Raw genomic sequence first — 15,348 nt, 5'->3', positions numbered from 1 at the left:
TCGCATCGCTCAGGATCAGTACATGCGCGTTCACCGCTTTCCCCGCCTCAGCGAACTCCTTTGGGTCGCGGGCACTGTGGCCGCGACGACGGCGTTGTACGTCGCGCTCTTGGGTTGGCACGCCGAGATGACGCTCTTGCCGAACGGCGAGTGCCACGGTCCGTACGAACCGTGGCAGGTCATGGGCGTCGCCATGGGACTGGCACTCGTTGTCAGCGTTGCGGCTTGGCATAGACATGCGTGGTCATCCGCGATCTCGTGCGTACTCTGCCTGACTGTCCTTTGGTCGTTCGACTCGGCAACGGTCAGCGACCAGTGCCCAGCCGGCGCAAACCTCTGGCCCCTTGGCGCCGCTTTGCTCTTCACCGGCTCGGCGCTCGGTCTGGGGATGATTGCCGGGATCGCCTCGTACATGTGCGCACTTATCCGCCGACGGTGGATGGGACGCTCGCCCCTGTGACCCAATCCCGCGTACGCTCAGGGACCCGTCGGCAGCTGCGCCGTGACTGGCTCCCGAGAGCGTGCGATGAGCAAGAGCCCTGCGCCCGTAGGAACAAGCGCTTCGGTGACGCGAGCGTCGTCGTTGACGACAGCTCGGAAATCCGCGACCTGTTCGGCGTGGGAGATCACATTGTCGACGGCGAGCAGGCCACCCGGCTTCAGCACGCGGACAAGGTCGGGCCAGTACGTCGTGTACGCCGGACGCTCAGCATCAAGGAAGACGAGGTCCCAGGATTCGTCCGCGGACTCTCTCAAGACATCGGCGGCGTCCGCGACTCGCAGCTCGACAACGGACCGCACGTCGGCCCGGTCAAGGTTGACGGCTGCTTGTGCGCTCCGACCCTCGTCCACTTCGACGCTGACCAGATGCCCTCCGTTGCTACGCAGCGAGTCGGCAAGCCACAGGGTCGAGTAGCCATTCGAGGTGCCCAGCTCCAACGCCTCTCTGGCACCTGTCGCTCGCACCAAAAGCGCAAGTAACGCGGCGGTGTCGGGTTCGAGGTTGCGTAGCCGATCGAGCCGATCTTCCTTGTCAGCATCGTGGTTGACGCCGAACTGATGCAGTTCATCGAGCAGAGATGCCAGCCGACCGTCCACGCCGCCCCCAAAATGGATTCGTCCGTCTGATGAGAAACGCTATACCAACCGATCGGCTACATCTCACGACGCAGACAGTGGCGGGCCGTCGAGGATCGTCGGAGCGTACTCGAGAAGTTGGAGTCCGCCCTCGAACGTCCTGCTCTCTTTGAGCTCCAGGGCGATATCGGGGTACGCGTCGAAGATCCGGTCAGTGCCGGTGGCGCCGGTGATGACAGGGAACACGACGACCCGGAAGCGGTCCACGACACCCGCCGAGAGCAGCGACCGCGCGAGAGTGAGGCTGCCGATCGTACGTAAGGGCTGCGATCCGGTCCGCTTCATCTGCCGCACGGCTTCGACCGCGTCGCCGGCGACAAGCTCCGTGTTGGCCCACGTCAGCGGCTCCTCGAGCGTCGACGAGAACACCACCTTCGGCAGCGCCGTCAGCGCGGCGAAGCCTGGGTCGTCGCCCATCTCCGCGGCGAACCCGGACATCAGCCGGTAGGTCGTCGCGCCCATCAACGCCGTGTGATCGAGCCCCTCATCCTGTCCCACCCACTCGAGGTACTCCTTGCTCTCCATACCCCAGTAGCCCGGCCAGCCCTCGGCTGCGCCGTAGCCGTCCAGGGAGATGATGTAGTCAACCATCAGGTCTGCCATGGGTCTCTCCTCATCGTGCGCATGCTCGCGTCAGTGAAGACGTGATCCGTACGCAGACCTCATCGGTTCCGCGCGCAGCAGATCCAGGATCCTAGAGTTCGAGCGGCGCGCGCTGCAGCACGAGCTTGACCGTGCGCTCTGCGTACGCGGTCGGCGCATCCTCCCAGTCTGCGGTCAGCGTCGTGATCCGCTCGGCAGGGAAGTCCGTACGCGCGACGAAGTCCAGCACGTCAGGCAGGTGCGGGCGTACGTGTGATACGCCCAGCTTCAGGGTCGCGTCGTTCGCGTACATGTGCATCAACGGAACCTTCGTACCCGTGGAGACGTAGTAGCCGACGGCCGTGCACACCCCGCCGGGCTCGAGCGCACGCAGCGCCGCGCGTACGCCCGAAGCACGCGAGGACGCCTCGACGGCGATGTCGTAGCGCTGTGGCAACACCCGTCGGAGCGAGGACTGCCCGGGCTTGTCGATCTTGTGTACGCGCGCGCCGAAGTCCGCCGCGATCTCGAGGCGCCGCGGATCACTGTCGACGTAGTCGACGACCTCGGCACCGTGTGCGACTGCCAATCCGGCCGCGTACAGCCCGATGCTCTTGCCTCCCCCGCCGAGTACGAGCACCGATCCGCCCGGCCTGTGTGCGAGCTGAGGTACGACGGACCGCCACGCATCCGAGAGGTTGTCGCTGGCCGCTGCGACGCGCAGTGGGTCGACGCCATCGGGCACCGGCACCAGCATGTGGTCGGCGTACGGCACCCTGATCTCGTCGGCGACCATGCCTCCCCAATCGCCGCACCGTGGTCCGAAGCCGTACGCCGCAAGGGTTTCGTGGCGGGTCGTGGAGCATTTGGCGGTGAGACCGCGCGAACACTCGATGCAGTCTCCGCACGACACCGACCAGGGCACGACCACGATCTGCCCGATCCGCAGATCGCGTACGTCGGCGCCGACTGACACCACCTGTGCCACACACTCGTGTCCGATGCCGAACGGTCCGCGGAACGGAATGTCACCGCAGATCGAACCGACGACCGGATCGATCAGCCCCGTACGCAGCCCGATCTGCATCGGCCGCGAGACCGGTCGGTGGAGCGGCAGCGTGTCGCCGTCACAACGCGCAGCGACGAACGGGCGCACGATTGCGTCTCCCGCGTCACGAAGCCGCGGACTATCGCGTTCTCGCCACTCCAGGTGACCGCTGCTGATGAACTGCAGTTCGCGCATCAATGCTCCCTTGGCATGAGGTCTGCGGAGTTTCGCCCCGCATCGTCGAATCTCGTCCAGGCCGGGCCGTCGGTGCGCACTTCGATGCAGTCGGGGTATCGCAAGCCAGCCCAGAAGACTGCCGCCTCGTCGGGCGCGACTGCGCCGATCCTGACAAGCCAGACGGTGAGCGCCATTCCGTGCGTACCGATCACGATGGGACGGCCGCCGAAACGGCCTTGCAAGTCGGCGACACCGGCGTCGAATCGGGCGGCGGCATCACGCTGCGGCTCCCAACCCGGCTGTGCAATGCCCTCGACGTACCGTCGGCGCGGCTCGCGGTAGTCACCGCCCCAAGGTTCGTCGGGTCGCGCGATCTCGTTGAATCGGCTGTCGCGCTCGACCACCCCGTCTAGCCCGCCGACCGTCTCGTACGCTCGGCGCGCGTCGCTCGCCACGAGTTCGGCGTCATGCGGCAGTCGAGATCGCAGTCGGTCCGCGGCGCGCAGTCCGTCTGGGGACAGCGGCCATTGGTTCGCGGGCGTCAACTCGCTTGCGAGCGGCATCGCGTGGCGGACGAGCAACAACACGTGACCCATCCTCGCATCGAGCAAAGAAGCGAACTGTCACAGAAGCGCTGTCATTGGCTGACGCCGAGCAGCGGCCGTGTCGGCTCTTTGCGCTTGCCATACTGCGGCAAAGCCGACGCGGAACTCGTGCCGCGTGGTCATTCGGCGAGGTGGTCGCGGATGATGGCGTCCGTGACACGTTCGAGCGACTGGGGTATCCCGTCCACGGGAAGGAACGACAGCACTTCCGGTTCCTTCGGTCGCTTGCCGGCGAAGACCGCGACAAACCCCGCATCGTCCGCCGTTTCACCAAGGCCCACCATGTCGCCGTTCCCGATGCCATAGATTCCCGGCCCGATTGGTGCTCGTGTAGGCGTGTCGTTCTTCTCGAGCTGCTTGGCCTGGTACCGGCTCACCGCCATCGGATCGGACGAGACGAAGACTTGCACCTGAACCTTGCGACGGGGGTCGACGAAAACGCACGGCCGCACGCGAAGCGGGGGAGGCACAGTCTCGTCGTGAAGGGGCCCCACAGGCGAGTAGCCACCCACCTCCAAGGTCGCAGGCTCGAGTCGATCGCCGAACTCGTCCCGTACGGCGTCGGTCGCCAGATCGCAGGTGACGTTGGGATCCGCCTGTGCGGCTACGACGATCTCGGCCGGGTCGTCCGGGACATCCGATTCCGTGAACGGATGGCATGCCGGACCATCCAAAGACGGCATGGTCCCGCCGTATTCCGGTCCGAACCACAGCGGAAGGTAGTCGGCGCACCCCCCTCGTGCCTCGAAATCGTCGTCACCGGCGTCGTAAAGCAACGGCTTCTGCGGGGAGGCGGACGGCTGCGGCCGATTGTCCAGGAACTTGATCATCCGCCTCACCAACGGCTTGGCACGAGCGCAGGTCCTCGCTTCGAGTTGCAGTATCGTCGTGGACTCGGCCCAACGCATGATGCATTCGTAGTCGCCGCCGTCTCCACGCGAGCCGAAAACCGACCGGCCGCGGATGGTTCCGAAATCCGCGGGCCACCCAGAGGAGGCGTAGGCATCGGGAGTAGGCGTATCGGAAACACCTTCCTCGAAGGTCAGCGTTTGTGCCTGGTACGCATCCAATTCCAGTGACGCGAACTGTTCGTAAATCGTCGAGTGCGCCGTATCCTGTTGCCCCGAATCGAGAGCGGCACAATGGTCGAGTCCGTAGTCGCGGTTGTCGGCCCCGTACTCTACTTTTCGACCCTTGATCGCAGATCCGAGCCCGTGCTCCAACAGCGGACACGTCTCGACAGCACCCAGGCCCGGTACGGTCCTTGTGCTCGATGGAGCGTCGATGCGATCGACCACACGCCGCAGGATTGGTCGTACTCTCCAGCACTCGGCGAACTCGTCCTCGACCCGGATCGTGTTGTCACGACTGACCGGCAGCCATCCTGTGCACCCACCGAGTCGACGGCTACCCCGCTGTATGTAGGCCTTCGCACCCCGCACGTTCGTCGCACCGATCTGCTTACGCTCGCTCGTGGTCAGGATCGCACCAAGGACGAAGCGGATCTCGGTCGCGCCGATCGACAGTTGACACCGATGTGGTGCGCTCTGCTCGACTCTTCCCGGCTTTCCCTTCTTCGGAGCAACGAGCCGACACGGATCGAGCCGCCACAATGCCGCGGAAGTCGCTTTCGGATCGCGCTCCGTGGTCGCATCGTCCTCCTGGGACCACTCGGTCGGCTCATCAACGGCGTCGATCCGCTTCGACAGGTTCTTGTCGAGTGCCTTCTTGTCCGCGTGGTCGTCGCTGCCCCCTCCCGAGCAGCCTCCGACCATTAGCGCAAACGCTACGAGTACGCAGACGAGCAGACGCCTCACTGAGCCTCCTTGAAGTGTTCGTCGATGATCGCGTCGAGGATCTCCTCGGCGGTCTCGGATTGTTCGGGCGTGACGAAACTGGATGACTCGATGTCGTCGAACCGGGTGACCTCACTGACCATGACAGTGAGGTAACCCTGGTCGCCGTCAGCGTGCCCGAACGTTTGGGTGGACGTGCCGAAATCCCAGTTCTTCTTGGGATCCGGCGTGAAGCGGCGATCGTCGGCCTCATCGTCGCCTCGGTAGAGACTGCGACGTACGAGCGGCCCAGGCGGCGGATCTGCCGACGCTACGACGAGGTACTGCCGATCGGTTCGCGAGTCGACGAATGCGCACGGGCGCGATTTCACGCCATACGGTCTCGCGATCTCTTCCGGGACGTCGGTGAGAACCACGGGCGTCGCCGACTCGTCGTGCGCGTTCATCGCCTCCCGCGCCAGCTCGCAGGTGACGCGTGGATCGACGTGAGCGTCGTGCAGTATCTCTGCCGGCTCGGGGGGAAGCTCAACCGTCTCGTACGTACGGCATCCGGGTGCTGCGGGCAAGAGCGATGCGTCGAGGCCGTCGCCGGGAACAAGCCAGGACGAAACGTAGGCGTCACAGGCGCCGACGGCATCCAGGTCGGACTCTCCCTGCCTGTACGCCCGGAGTCTCGCTTCACCCGGCTGATTGGACGCGGGCTGTTCGTACTGGGGGATGACCTTCTGCATGGTCTTCTGCGTGAGCGGGCACGAACGCGTGGTCACCGTGACGAACCCGGCCCGCCCACTCCACTCCATCTCGCAGCGTCGACTATTCGTCGATTCCCAGACGAAGATCCGTCGCCGAACCTCGTGTCCGCGTACCCGCAAGCTCGCCGCGCCGTCGATCGAGGAGTCGTTCGATACTTCGAGCAACGCGTACGCAGGCGGCTCGAAGTTGCTGTGCGGATTCGGAGACTCGGCCGAGACCGCGGAGCAGGAGTCGATACTCGTCCGATGTCCGCCGACGACCAGCCGGCGGTCCCCGAGCTTGTCGCTCAATGCCGCGCGGAGCGCCTGGCAGGGAGGTTTGACCCCCTTCGCCGGTGGCGTGCCGGTCTTGCCAGCTCCGATCCTATCGATGGCATGTGCCGCGATGCGCTTGCTGAGCCGGCATGAGACCTTGCCTATGCCGTAGTCGATGTCCTGGATGAAAATCGACGCGGTCGGGCTGACCGGTATCCAGAGATAGCACAGGGTCTTGTTGCGATCGGTGCCGATTTCGTATGCCCTACCATCAGCGATGGTGATCGGCTCGTAGTCGGCTTTCTCTCCCTCGCCGAAAAACGATCCGACCTTGACGCTGACGGCGTGATCTTCGTAGTCGATCGAGCACACATGCGGACTGTCCCGCTCGATGCGAGTCGGGTCGGTGTCGTTCGGTAGGAGCGCGCATGGGTCAGTTCGCCAGAGCGCGGCGCTCACCGCCGCCGCATCCTGAGCACCCGCAGGGCGTTCCGCCTCGAGCTCAACCTGCTCGGCCGGTCCCTTATCGTGCAGCGCGTCGGAGACCGTCGGCTGCGGTTCATCGTCGGGCGATCCCGTACAGCCCGCGAGAATCAAGCCGACCATGAGTACGAGCGGGCCGACGAAACGGCGGGTCATGCCTCTCCCTGATGTATGCGATGCTTCGATCAGGGACTCTGGCCTCCGGCACTGTCGATCCGCTGTCACTGCGCTGCATGTGGGCGAAGGCCACCGGCGGTGTCAGTCCTTTGTGCTGTCATGACACGACGCCATGGCCGCGCTGAAGGAGTTCCCATGACCACGTTCCCTGGCCACCCCGAACGCCGCGAGGGAGCGGAGTTCTCCAATGTCGACCTGCGCGGTGCTCGGTTTGTCGCGGTCGATCTTGCTGGCGCGGTGTTCCGCGGTGTCGAGGTACGCGACGTAGAGATCGACTCGCCGTGGCTGTTCGACGGCGATGGGTTCCTACGGGTCAACGGTGTCGACGTACTGCCGTTCGTCGAGGCGGAGCTGAACCGACGGTTCCCCGGTCGAGGCGATCGGCAGGCGTCCGATCCGCAAGGCCTCCGGCACGCCTGGGCCGCGCTCGAGCGTACGTGGGCCGCAACCCTCGAACGTGTCGCGACGATGCCCGTCGGCACCGTCGACGCTTCGGTCGCCGGTGAGTGGTCGTTCGCACAAACACTGCGCCACCTGACGTTCGCAACGGACGTCTGGTTGCGCAAGGCGGTCCTCGGCGTCGAGCAGCCGTACCACCCGCTCGGCCTGATGCACGAAGACCCCGATGCCGACCCGCCAGCACAGTTGACGACGGCTACCCCCTCGTACGAAGAAGTGCTCGCTGCTCGCACCGAGCGGGTCACGATGGTCCGCGACTACCTCGACGCCGTCACCTCCGACGAGCTGCACGCGCCGCGCAACAACCCGCATGACCCCCGGCACCAGGAGACCGTTCTCTCCTGCATACACACGATCCTTGATGAGGAGTGGGAGCATCACCGTTACGCGGTCCGTGACCTCGACGCGCTCGAGTCCCAGGGCTGATGGTCAGGTCAGCCCGATCATCGCGGCGCTCGCGACGGCGGCATCGCGTCCAGGAGAGTCGAGCTTTCGGTAGATGCTGCGCAGATGAGTACGTAACGTGTTGACCGAGACGAACAACGCATCCGCGATCTCGTCGTTGCTCAACCGGCTCGGCAAGTACGCCAGGATGGTGAGCTCACGCGGGGTCAACGGCTCGATCAAGGTTGAGTTGGCCTGCAGGCGGCCGTCGTCCGACGGGGCGGTGTCCAGCAGCTCCTTCACCCGCCGCAATTGCCTGGCAGGTGCCATCGTACGAAGGATGTTCTGCGCCCGTGGCGTCTCCAGGAACGGCGCCAGGAGACCTTCGGCCTCGGCCACCTCTGCAGCATCCGCGATGGCAGTGCCAGCGAGACCTGCGTGACCCTCGCATTGCATCAAGACGGCCTCGCGCAGGCTCTTCGCCAGCGCATACCGCGGTTCACCGTCATCGACCCGCCACAATTGAAGGATGCGCCGCGCCCCGGCCAGGTCACCGTCGGCGACCAGCACGTCGAACGACGCCGCAGGCGGAGGTTCGACCGCCGCGGCGAGTACCGCACGCGCCTCGCGTACGGCCCCTGCACGTACGAGCAGCTGCGTCTCGAGAGCGACTCGCGAGCGTGTCACGATCAACCGCTGCGGTCCCCTGAACGTCACCTCGCGCAGCTGGGCGAGCGCCGGCTGCACACCTCTGACGGCCGCGGTGTGTCGTGCCTTCAGCAGCTGCAGCAGGTGGTGGTAGATCGGACGCTGACAGTGCGCGATCGTTTGCGCCGCAGCATCGAGATGAACTCCGGCCAACCCGTAGTTCAGCCGCTCGACACCGATCGCACCCAGCGCGAGCTGCGCCATCGCCAGGGCGACGTGGTCCATCGCACCGACCTCGCGAGCAAGATCGACGGCCGCGAACGCGTAACCCTCGGCCTCGTTCAGATGCCCCGCAACCGACTGGGTAAATGCGAGCATCCCCAACAGGTTGATCCGCCACACGGCGTACTTCGCGCCGGGCAGTTCCAGCGCACCGGCGAACGTGGAGGCACTCCTTGCGAGTCTCCCGTCGAAGAAGTCCGCAAGCGCCAATGCGGTCGTGGCCATGACCTCGCACGACTCCGCACCGCCGGCGCCGAGAAAGTCGACGACCGACTCCGGCTCCACCGTCGGCAGCAGCCGAAGTACGCGGTCGGCGAGCCGTCTCATCTCGTCAACCGGCAGGTCCCCGAGGCCGGCGATCGAGCCGAGCGTGTCCGCGGCGACCTGCTCGCCCGGAGTCAACGCGTGCCGCGCCATCACCCGGTACGTCTCGGCCGCGGCTCCGTACTGATCGGCTGCGATCTGACTCGCCAGCAGTGCAATCGACATCCTCGTGCTCGGTGCGGCCGTGTAGTCGTGGATCGCGGCGAGAGCACTGGCGAGCGTCGCCGTCTCACCTCGCTCGAACAGCCGATGCCCCTCAACCGCGACGATCTCGAATGCCTCGCCGTAGTCGCCACATCGGAGCAGCTGCTCGACACCTGCTCGATGCTCACCGTTCGCAAGCAACCAGCGCGCGGCGCGACGCCGACACTCCGGCTCCGCATCGCCGTCCTCTCCGCGCACTTGGAACCGGAGCAGGTCGGCGAACAGCTGGTGGTAGCGGAATCGCTCGATCTCCCCGTCGACACGGGTCAGGAACAACCCGCGATCGACCAGCGACCGCAGCATTGCCCGCGCTCCATCGTGTCCGGTGACGGCTTCGCACAAGTCGGGAGTCAGCCACTCCAGGACCGACGTACGAAGGACGAACTCTCGCACCGACGGCTCCAGCGAACGCACGACCTCATCGGCAAGATACTCGGCGACAAGGCGGTCATCGCCGGCGAAACCCGCGACGAAGGCATCGACGTCGGGCAGCTTCTGCAGTGACAACGCAGCGAGCTGGAGTCCGGCCGCCCACCCTTCGGTACGCGACACGAGAGTCTCCACCTGCCGGCTCGACATCGCCCTCCCCGAGACTCCCTCGAGGAGCCGTGCCGCCTCGGTCGGTCCGAAGGCGAGATCACTCAGCCGGAGTTCGACGAGCCGGTTCTGCAACCGCAGCCGGCCGAGATGCAGCGGCTGGTCCCAGCGTGACGCGATCACCGCGCGTACGTTGTCGGGCATGGCGAGCAGCAGATCGCCGAGATCGCTCAGCGAGTCGGAGTTCGTGATCGCATGCAGGTCATCGAGCGCCAGCACGATCTCCTCTCGAAGGTCCGCCAGGTCGGCGACCAGGGCATCGACGAAGACAGAGCCGAGTCGGCTACCGCCGGTCACCGACAATGCCGCGATCGCCGGGTCGACGGCGGGATACGCCTCATGCACGGCTGCCACCAGGTCACGGGCGAGACGTACCGAGTCGTCGTGCGCCGCGCGTACCGACAGTGAGATGACGTTGTTCGTACGCCCCCACTCCTCGAGCAGCACCGACTTTCCGGAGCCGGCCGGTGCGATGAGCAGACCCGTACCCCCCGACGGGATCGAGTCGAGTGCTTGACTCAACCGGGGCCGGGGGACCCGTGGCGTAACCGATCGGTCCGCCGGGTACGGCGCCGACACGTGATCAGCGTGTCAGATCCGAGTGCGCTGCGATGCAGATTCGTCAATCTCGATCGCGTCGTCGTAGCTCGACGATCGTCAGGCGAAGGTCCTGCAAACGGTGGAGTACGCCGTGCAACGCAGCATCGTCGACGACTTCCCCGACCAACCGAATACGCCCGTCGGCGAGGTCCTCGATCTCGAAATCCTCGAAGGCTGCCCGAACGATCGGGCCGGCAGCCCCGAGAGCGACGATCTCATAAGTACCCGCCATCACGACCAGAATCCGTACCGAGAAGTGTCTGTGTCCTGCCAAGTATGGGCGGTGGGAACGCACCACGGATCACCCACGCAGGATGAGCGTGTGGTCGCAGCGAGTGGTGGTTGTGCGTCGCGGCCGCGCCTCACCCGCGGCGGATGATGCGTCCGGCGTTCGGTCTTGCGACGCTCGAGTCCAGCCGCAGCTCCGGCCTGCGGTGCTGCGCCACGATCCAGAGGGCTGACCATGACCAAGAGCGACGACGACTCCGGCCCGATCCACGGCCAGAAGGGGTTCCGCACGCATATCGATCCGTTCCAGTTTCCGCAGGATTCGATGGATGCGGATGAGGCGTACGAGTTGCTGCGTACCCGCCTCATGCTGGACGGACGCGAGACGCTCAATCTCGCTTCGTTCGTCACGACCTGGATGGAACCGCAGGCCGAGGCGCTCATTCACCACAGCCTGCCCAAGAACCACATCGACCACGAGGAGTACCCCGCGGCCGCGCTGGTCGAAGAAGGCTGCGTGCACATGCTCGGTGCGCTCTTCAATGCGCCCGACCCCGCGAAGGTCGTCGGTGTCGGCACCATCGGATCATCCGAGGCGATCATGCTCGGGCTCCTCGCCCACAAGCGCAGCTGGCGCCATCGGAGAGAGGAAGCAGGTCTGCCGACGGATCGTCCGAACATCGTGTACGGAGCGGAGACCCATGTCGTGTGGGACAAGTTCGCCAACTACTTCGATGTCGAGATGCGCAAGATACCGATGAAGCCCGATCGGTTCGTGATCAGCGCCGCCGATGTGGAGGAGCGGGTCGACGAGAACACGATCGCCGTCGGCGCGGTGGTGGGTACGACCCATATCGGCGAGTCCGACCCGATCGAGGAGATCGACGAACTGCTCGTCCGGGTCAAGAACACCCGGGGCTGGGACATTCCGCTGCACGTCGACGGAGCCAGCGGCGGCTTCATCGCACCGTTCGCGGACCCCGAGTTCCGCTGGGACTTCCGGCTGGAGCAGGTGGCCTCGATCAACGTATCCGGGCACAAGTACGGGCTCGTCTATCCCGGTGTCGGTTGGCTGATCTTCCGCGACGCGAGCAAACTGCCCGGTGATCTCGTGTTCAGCGTCAACTACCTCGGTGGAGCGCAGCCGACGTACACGTTCAACTTCTCTCGCGGGTCCGGCATGATCCAGGCGCAGATGTACTCCTTCCTCCGGCTCGGCCGAGAGGGATACACCTCGATCGTGGCGAATATGCTCGCGAACGCCCGACACATCAACGAGGCACTCGCTGCGAGCGGCAAGTACGAGATTCTCAATCCGGGACTCGCGGAGCCCGTCGTGACGTTCAGGCTTCGCGGGGATCCGGGGTTCGACGTGTATCACCTGTCGGCGCGCCTGCGGGAGAACGGTTGGATCGTGCCGGCCTATAGCCTCCCGCCGGACGCGGACGACGTACATCTGATGCGGATCGTCGTACGCCTCGATCTGAGCCGGCAAATGGTCGACGTCCTGCTACGCGACCTCGACCATGCGTACGAAGCGCTGGCGGCGGAGTCCCCACCTCCCCGCAAGGTTTCGAAGCCCGATCTGTGGACCGCACCGGAGAAGTCGGCGGCGCACAGCAAAGCTAGGATGGGATTTTCCCGCTGACCGTCGGGGACCGTCGATGTCGCGCACGCCGCAGTCCGGCACAGACAGCAGTCCCGAGGGCTGGCAGGTCGTACGCCGATCGGGTCCGTTGGGTTTCATCACCCGCGCCGTAGTCGAAGGGCCGGACGGCCGACGGGTCGAATGGACGTCTCGCCGTCAGCGCAAGCGTCTCGGCGTACGGCCGGCGGGTCACCACGGCGGCACTCGGATCGGCCTGCATTGGGGCACTTCGCCAACCACGATGAGCTGGTGGCTCGGCGCCTTGTTCGGCGCCGGAGCCGTCTGCTTCGCGCTCGGCTCAGTGCCGATGTACTTCAACAACGTCGTTCCCGCCGTGACCGCGTGGACGTTCTTCGTCGGCTCGATCCCGTTCACCGCGGCCGGCTACCTCCAGTATCGAGAGGTCCTGGCCGAGCCGGCAGGCATCTTCGACGAGTCGAGACGATCGCATGGGCTGCGTACGCTCATCGGCTGGAAACCGCGACGGATCGCCTGGTGGGCTTGCACGGTGCAACTCGTCGGCACGGTGTGCTTCAACGTGAGCACGTTCGCAGCGACCCGCTCGGATCTGGACCCGGACCGGCAACAGAACCTGATCTGGGTGCCCGATCTGGCCGGATCCATCTGCTTCCTGATCGCGAGCTGGCTCGCGTACACGGAGGTGAACCCGGGCGTACGCCCACGTTCGGACCGGTCGATCGGGTGGCGGATCTGCATGGTGAACCTCATCGGGTCGATCGCCTTCGGCGCCGCGGCAGTCGCCGCCCGTTACCTGCCTTCGACCGGTGAGCCGGCGAACGTCGCACTGGTCAACTCAGGCACCTTCGTCGGCGCGATCTGCTTCCTCGCCGGAGCCGCCTTGTTGCCGGTCGAGTCTGCCCAGGACGCCGAAGAGGCTCACGACAGGTAGCGGACCTCGGCCGTCGGGATCAAGCTCGGTCGCTCGATCAACGACGCCGGTCGTACCGTCAACCAGATCGGCGTACGGCGGCCGACTGTTGAGGCGTGACCACACCGACCACCACCCGAGTACGCGCCTCTCAGCCGCAGTGGACCCCGATCATCGCGTTGTCGTTGGGCATCGCGATGGTCGTCGCGAGCGAGTTCCTGCCCGCAAGCGTCCTGCCCACGTTGGCAGCTGACATCGGTGTCAGCGAAGGCACCGCAGGGCTGGCGGCCGCTGCCACCGCGATCGCGGGAGCGTTGACCGCGCCTACGATCGCGATGATCGTGCCGCGCGCCGACCGACGCCGCGTCCTGATCGGGCTACTCGTCCTCGCCGCGCTCTCGAACCTCATCGTTGCCGCGGCACCCGATCTCGTCGTACTGCTGGCCGGGCGGCTGCTTCTCGGCGCCGCCCTCGCCGGCTACTGGGCGTTCGCTTTCGGCGCCGGCGTGAGCGCAGTGCCGGGGCGCGCCAACATCGTCTCGGCCGGCATCGCATCCGGTGTCAGCCTCGCGACCGTCATCGGCGTACCGGTCTCATCGGTCGTCGGCGATCAGCTCGGGTGGCGCACGGCCTTCGTCGGCGCGGCGTCGCTCACCGGTCTGAGTGCTGTCGTGGTGGCACGGGCGCTGCCGCCAGTGAGTGCGCATCCGGCTGCCGGTTACCGGATGATGCGCCAAGCCGTCGCCAACAAGCGGCTGATGGCCGGCATAGCGGGCGTCGCGGGCGTGGCGTTCGGCAACTTCACCGCGTACCCCTATATCCGCGTGGCGATCGAGCGAATCGATCCGTCGGCGACTACCTGGCTGCTGCTCACCTGGGGCATCGGCGGCGTCGTGGGAACGGTCAGCGCCGGCGTACTCGCGCGCTGGCTGCGACCCCTCACGGCCGTAACGCCTGTCGTACTGGCCCTGGGGCTACTCGGCACGGCGGTCGCGAGCTCCCTCACGACGCTGACCATCGCGGTCGTGCTGTGGGGTGTAGCGATGAACATCATCCCGGTCGCGACGCAGTTGTGGGTCACGCGAGTCGAGGCTGAGCGAGCCGAGTCGGCGATGGGGCTTCAGGTCACGGCATTCCAGGTCGCGATCACGCTCGGATCGGCGCTGGGCGGGGCACTACTGGACGGTTTCGGCGTACGCGTACCGCTGGTCGTCGGCGCTGCTGCCGCCGCCGCGGCTGGGTTGCTCTGGGCGCTCTTGCGCATCCCCGACGAGCGTTGACGATCGCCAGGCATGCGGCGAGACACCATGCTGGGCGGTGAATGCGCGACTGAAGGCCGCAACCGACCCGTACCCCACGGCGAACGCGATCCGGGTCACCGGCATCGCTTGTTCGCTGAGCAGCCTGCGCGCTTGCTGCATCCGCACCTCGCGCACCATCTGCATCGGACTGCGACCGACCGTACGACGGAATCGATCGGTCAGCGCGGAGCGCGAGAGATGAGCGACATCGGCCATCCGGTCAAGCGTCCATGACTCGCCCGGTCGTGAGCTGAGCTCCGCCAACACATCTGCGACCTGCTCGTCTGTTCGCGCGGTGCCCTGCGCTTCGTCCGCGAGCCAGGAGGAGGTCATCGCGGCTCCGACCAGGCCGGCATAGCTCACCGCGAACAACGTCGAACGGCATTCGGCAGCCAGCGGACACGCGCTGATCAGCTCGGCGACGCCGGGGTGTTGCCGGGAGAAGTCCGAGACGACGAGCGGGCTGGGTAGCCGAGGCGAGGGCACGACCTGACGGAGATCGGCGTGAACGATCTCGGTGTCAGCGATCGCGGTCAGCCGGTACGCCGTGCGCGCGTCGACGAGGACAGCGTCACCGGGCGCGAGCGTCCGGTGCGCAGCGGCGGTGTGCAGGGCGGCCTCACCGTCGATGACGAGCACCCACCGAGCCGTTGGAGCCACATCGAGCCCCGCGAGCACCCGCTCGCGGCGCATGACGTCAAGCTCCCATTCCATACTCCGTCCGAACCGTCGAGGCCTCGGGCGCATTCCCCGACCTTCGCTCGGAAGCCGC

14 protein-coding genes are annotated in these 15,348 nt (G+C 66.1%); 5 read left to right on the top strand and 9 right to left on the bottom strand.

Annotated elements, in window-relative coordinates:
* Positions 1-22 precede the first annotated feature (22 nt).
* Complete coding sequence (locus tag MU582_03310) at positions 23-460, top strand: hypothetical protein (protein ID UPK75685.1); 438 nt, start codon at positions 23-25, stop codon at positions 458-460.
* A gap of 17 nt (positions 461-477) precedes the next feature.
* On the opposite strand, the gene MU582_03305 is transcribed toward MU582_03310, so the two are convergent.
* The 6 genes from MU582_03305 to MU582_03280 all read right to left on the bottom strand — a co-directional run bounded on the left by MU582_03305 (position 478) and on the right by MU582_03280 (position 6,991).
* Entirely contained in the window at positions 478-1,098 is a 621-nt protein-coding gene (locus tag MU582_03305) for a class I SAM-dependent methyltransferase (GenBank protein UPK75684.1), read from the bottom strand.
* Positions 1,099-1,161: 63 nt separating this feature from the next.
* A complete protein-coding gene (locus MU582_03300; GenBank protein UPK75683.1) occupies positions 1,162-1,740 on the bottom strand; it encodes a dihydrofolate reductase family protein in 579 nt (192 codons plus the stop codon).
* 91 nt (positions 1,741-1,831) lie between these two features.
* Positions 1,832-2,962 (bottom strand): alcohol dehydrogenase catalytic domain-containing protein, encoded by a 1,131-nt coding sequence (locus tag MU582_03295; protein UPK75682.1) that lies wholly within the window; start codon positions 2,960-2,962, stop codon positions 1,832-1,834.
* A complete protein-coding gene (locus tag MU582_03290) occupies positions 2,962-3,531 on the bottom strand; it encodes a phosphoglycerate mutase family protein (GenBank protein UPK75681.1) in 570 nt (189 codons plus the stop codon). The genes MU582_03295 and MU582_03290 overlap by 1 nt, the downstream gene beginning before the upstream one ends.
* A gap of 137 nt (positions 3,532-3,668) precedes the next feature.
* Complete coding sequence (locus MU582_03285; protein UPK75680.1) at positions 3,669-5,366, bottom strand: hypothetical protein; 1,698 nt, start codon at positions 5,364-5,366, stop codon at positions 3,669-3,671.
* Positions 5,363-6,991: a hypothetical protein gene (locus MU582_03280; GenBank protein ID UPK75679.1), complete on the bottom strand. Its 1,629-nt coding sequence runs from the start codon at positions 6,989-6,991 to the stop codon at positions 5,363-5,365. Before MU582_03280 ends, MU582_03285 begins: the two co-directional genes overlap by 4 nt.
* 156 nt (positions 6,992-7,147) lie before the next feature.
* On the opposite strand from MU582_03280, the gene MU582_03275 reads away from it, so the two are divergent.
* Positions 7,148-7,897 carry a DinB family protein gene (locus tag MU582_03275; protein UPK75678.1) on the top strand — a complete coding sequence of 250 codons (750 nt, stop codon included), beginning with the start codon at positions 7,148-7,150 and terminating at the stop codon, positions 7,895-7,897.
* A gap of 3 nt (positions 7,898-7,900) precedes the next feature.
* Here MU582_03275 and MU582_03270 read toward each other — a convergent pair whose 3' ends face one another.
* Together MU582_03270 and MU582_03265 are read right to left on the bottom strand one after the other, a co-directional pair.
* Entirely contained in the window at positions 7,901-10,432 is a 2,532-nt protein-coding gene (locus MU582_03270) for a LuxR C-terminal-related transcriptional regulator (GenBank protein UPK75677.1), read from the bottom strand.
* Positions 10,433-10,532: 100 nt separating this feature from the next.
* Entirely contained in the window at positions 10,533-10,742 is a 210-nt protein-coding gene (locus tag MU582_03265) for a hypothetical protein (protein UPK75676.1), read from the bottom strand.
* 231 nt (positions 10,743-10,973) lie between these two features.
* Here MU582_03265 and MU582_03260 point away from each other — a divergent pair, with 231 nt between their 5' ends.
* The 3 genes from MU582_03260 (at position 10,974) to MU582_03250 (ending at position 14,555) form a co-directional block, all read left to right on the top strand.
* On the top strand, positions 10,974-12,386 hold the full coding sequence (locus tag MU582_03260) for a glutamate decarboxylase (GenBank protein ID UPK75675.1): 1,413 nt from the start codon (positions 10,974-10,976) through the stop codon (positions 12,384-12,386).
* Between the two features lie 16 nt (positions 12,387-12,402).
* Positions 12,403-13,296 (top strand): YrhK family protein, encoded by an 894-nt coding sequence (locus MU582_03255; GenBank protein ID UPK75674.1) that lies wholly within the window; start codon positions 12,403-12,405, stop codon positions 13,294-13,296.
* Positions 13,297-13,391: 95 nt separating this feature from the next.
* Positions 13,392-14,555: an MFS transporter gene (locus MU582_03250; protein ID UPK75673.1), complete on the top strand. Its 1,164-nt coding sequence runs from the start codon at positions 13,392-13,394 to the stop codon at positions 14,553-14,555.
* Here the strand turns inward: MU582_03250 and MU582_03245 are convergent.
* Entirely contained in the window at positions 14,451-15,290 is an 840-nt protein-coding gene (locus MU582_03245; protein ID UPK75672.1) for a helix-turn-helix transcriptional regulator, read from the bottom strand. The genes MU582_03250 and MU582_03245 overlap by 105 nt on opposite strands.
* Positions 15,291-15,348 lie beyond the last annotated feature (58 nt).

Source organism: Nocardioidaceae bacterium SCSIO 66511 (assembly GCA_023100825.1).
Classification (GTDB): Bacteria; Actinomycetota; Actinomycetes; order Propionibacteriales; family Nocardioidaceae; genus Solicola.
Note: the sequence above shows the minus strand (reverse complement) of the source record. Positions and strands in the feature narration are given on the sequence as shown.

Coding starts and splice junctions, on each gene's coding strand:
- MU582_03310 (UPK75685.1), top strand. CDS start 23: ATGCGCGTTCACCGCTTTCCCCGCCTCAGCGAACTCCTTTGGGTCGCG.
- MU582_03300 (UPK75683.1), bottom strand. CDS start 1,740: ATGGCAGACCTGATGGTTGACTACATCATCTCCCTGGACGGCTACGGC.
- MU582_03295 (UPK75682.1), bottom strand. CDS start 2,962: ATGCGCGAACTGCAGTTCATCAGCAGCGGTCACCTGGAGTGGCGAGAA.
- MU582_03280 (UPK75679.1), bottom strand. CDS start 6,991: ATGACCCGCCGTTTCGTCGGCCCGCTCGTACTCATGGTCGGCTTGATT.
- MU582_03275 (UPK75678.1), top strand. CDS start 7,148: ATGACCACGTTCCCTGGCCACCCCGAACGCCGCGAGGGAGCGGAGTTC.
- MU582_03265 (UPK75676.1), bottom strand. CDS start 10,742: ATGGCGGGTACTTATGAGATCGTCGCTCTCGGGGCTGCCGGCCCGATC.
- MU582_03260 (UPK75675.1), top strand. CDS start 10,974: ATGACCAAGAGCGACGACGACTCCGGCCCGATCCACGGCCAGAAGGGG.
- MU582_03255 (UPK75674.1), top strand. CDS start 12,403: ATGTCGCGCACGCCGCAGTCCGGCACAGACAGCAGTCCCGAGGGCTGG.
- MU582_03245 (UPK75672.1), bottom strand. CDS start 15,290: ATGGAATGGGAGCTTGACGTCATGCGCCGCGAGCGGGTGCTCGCGGGG.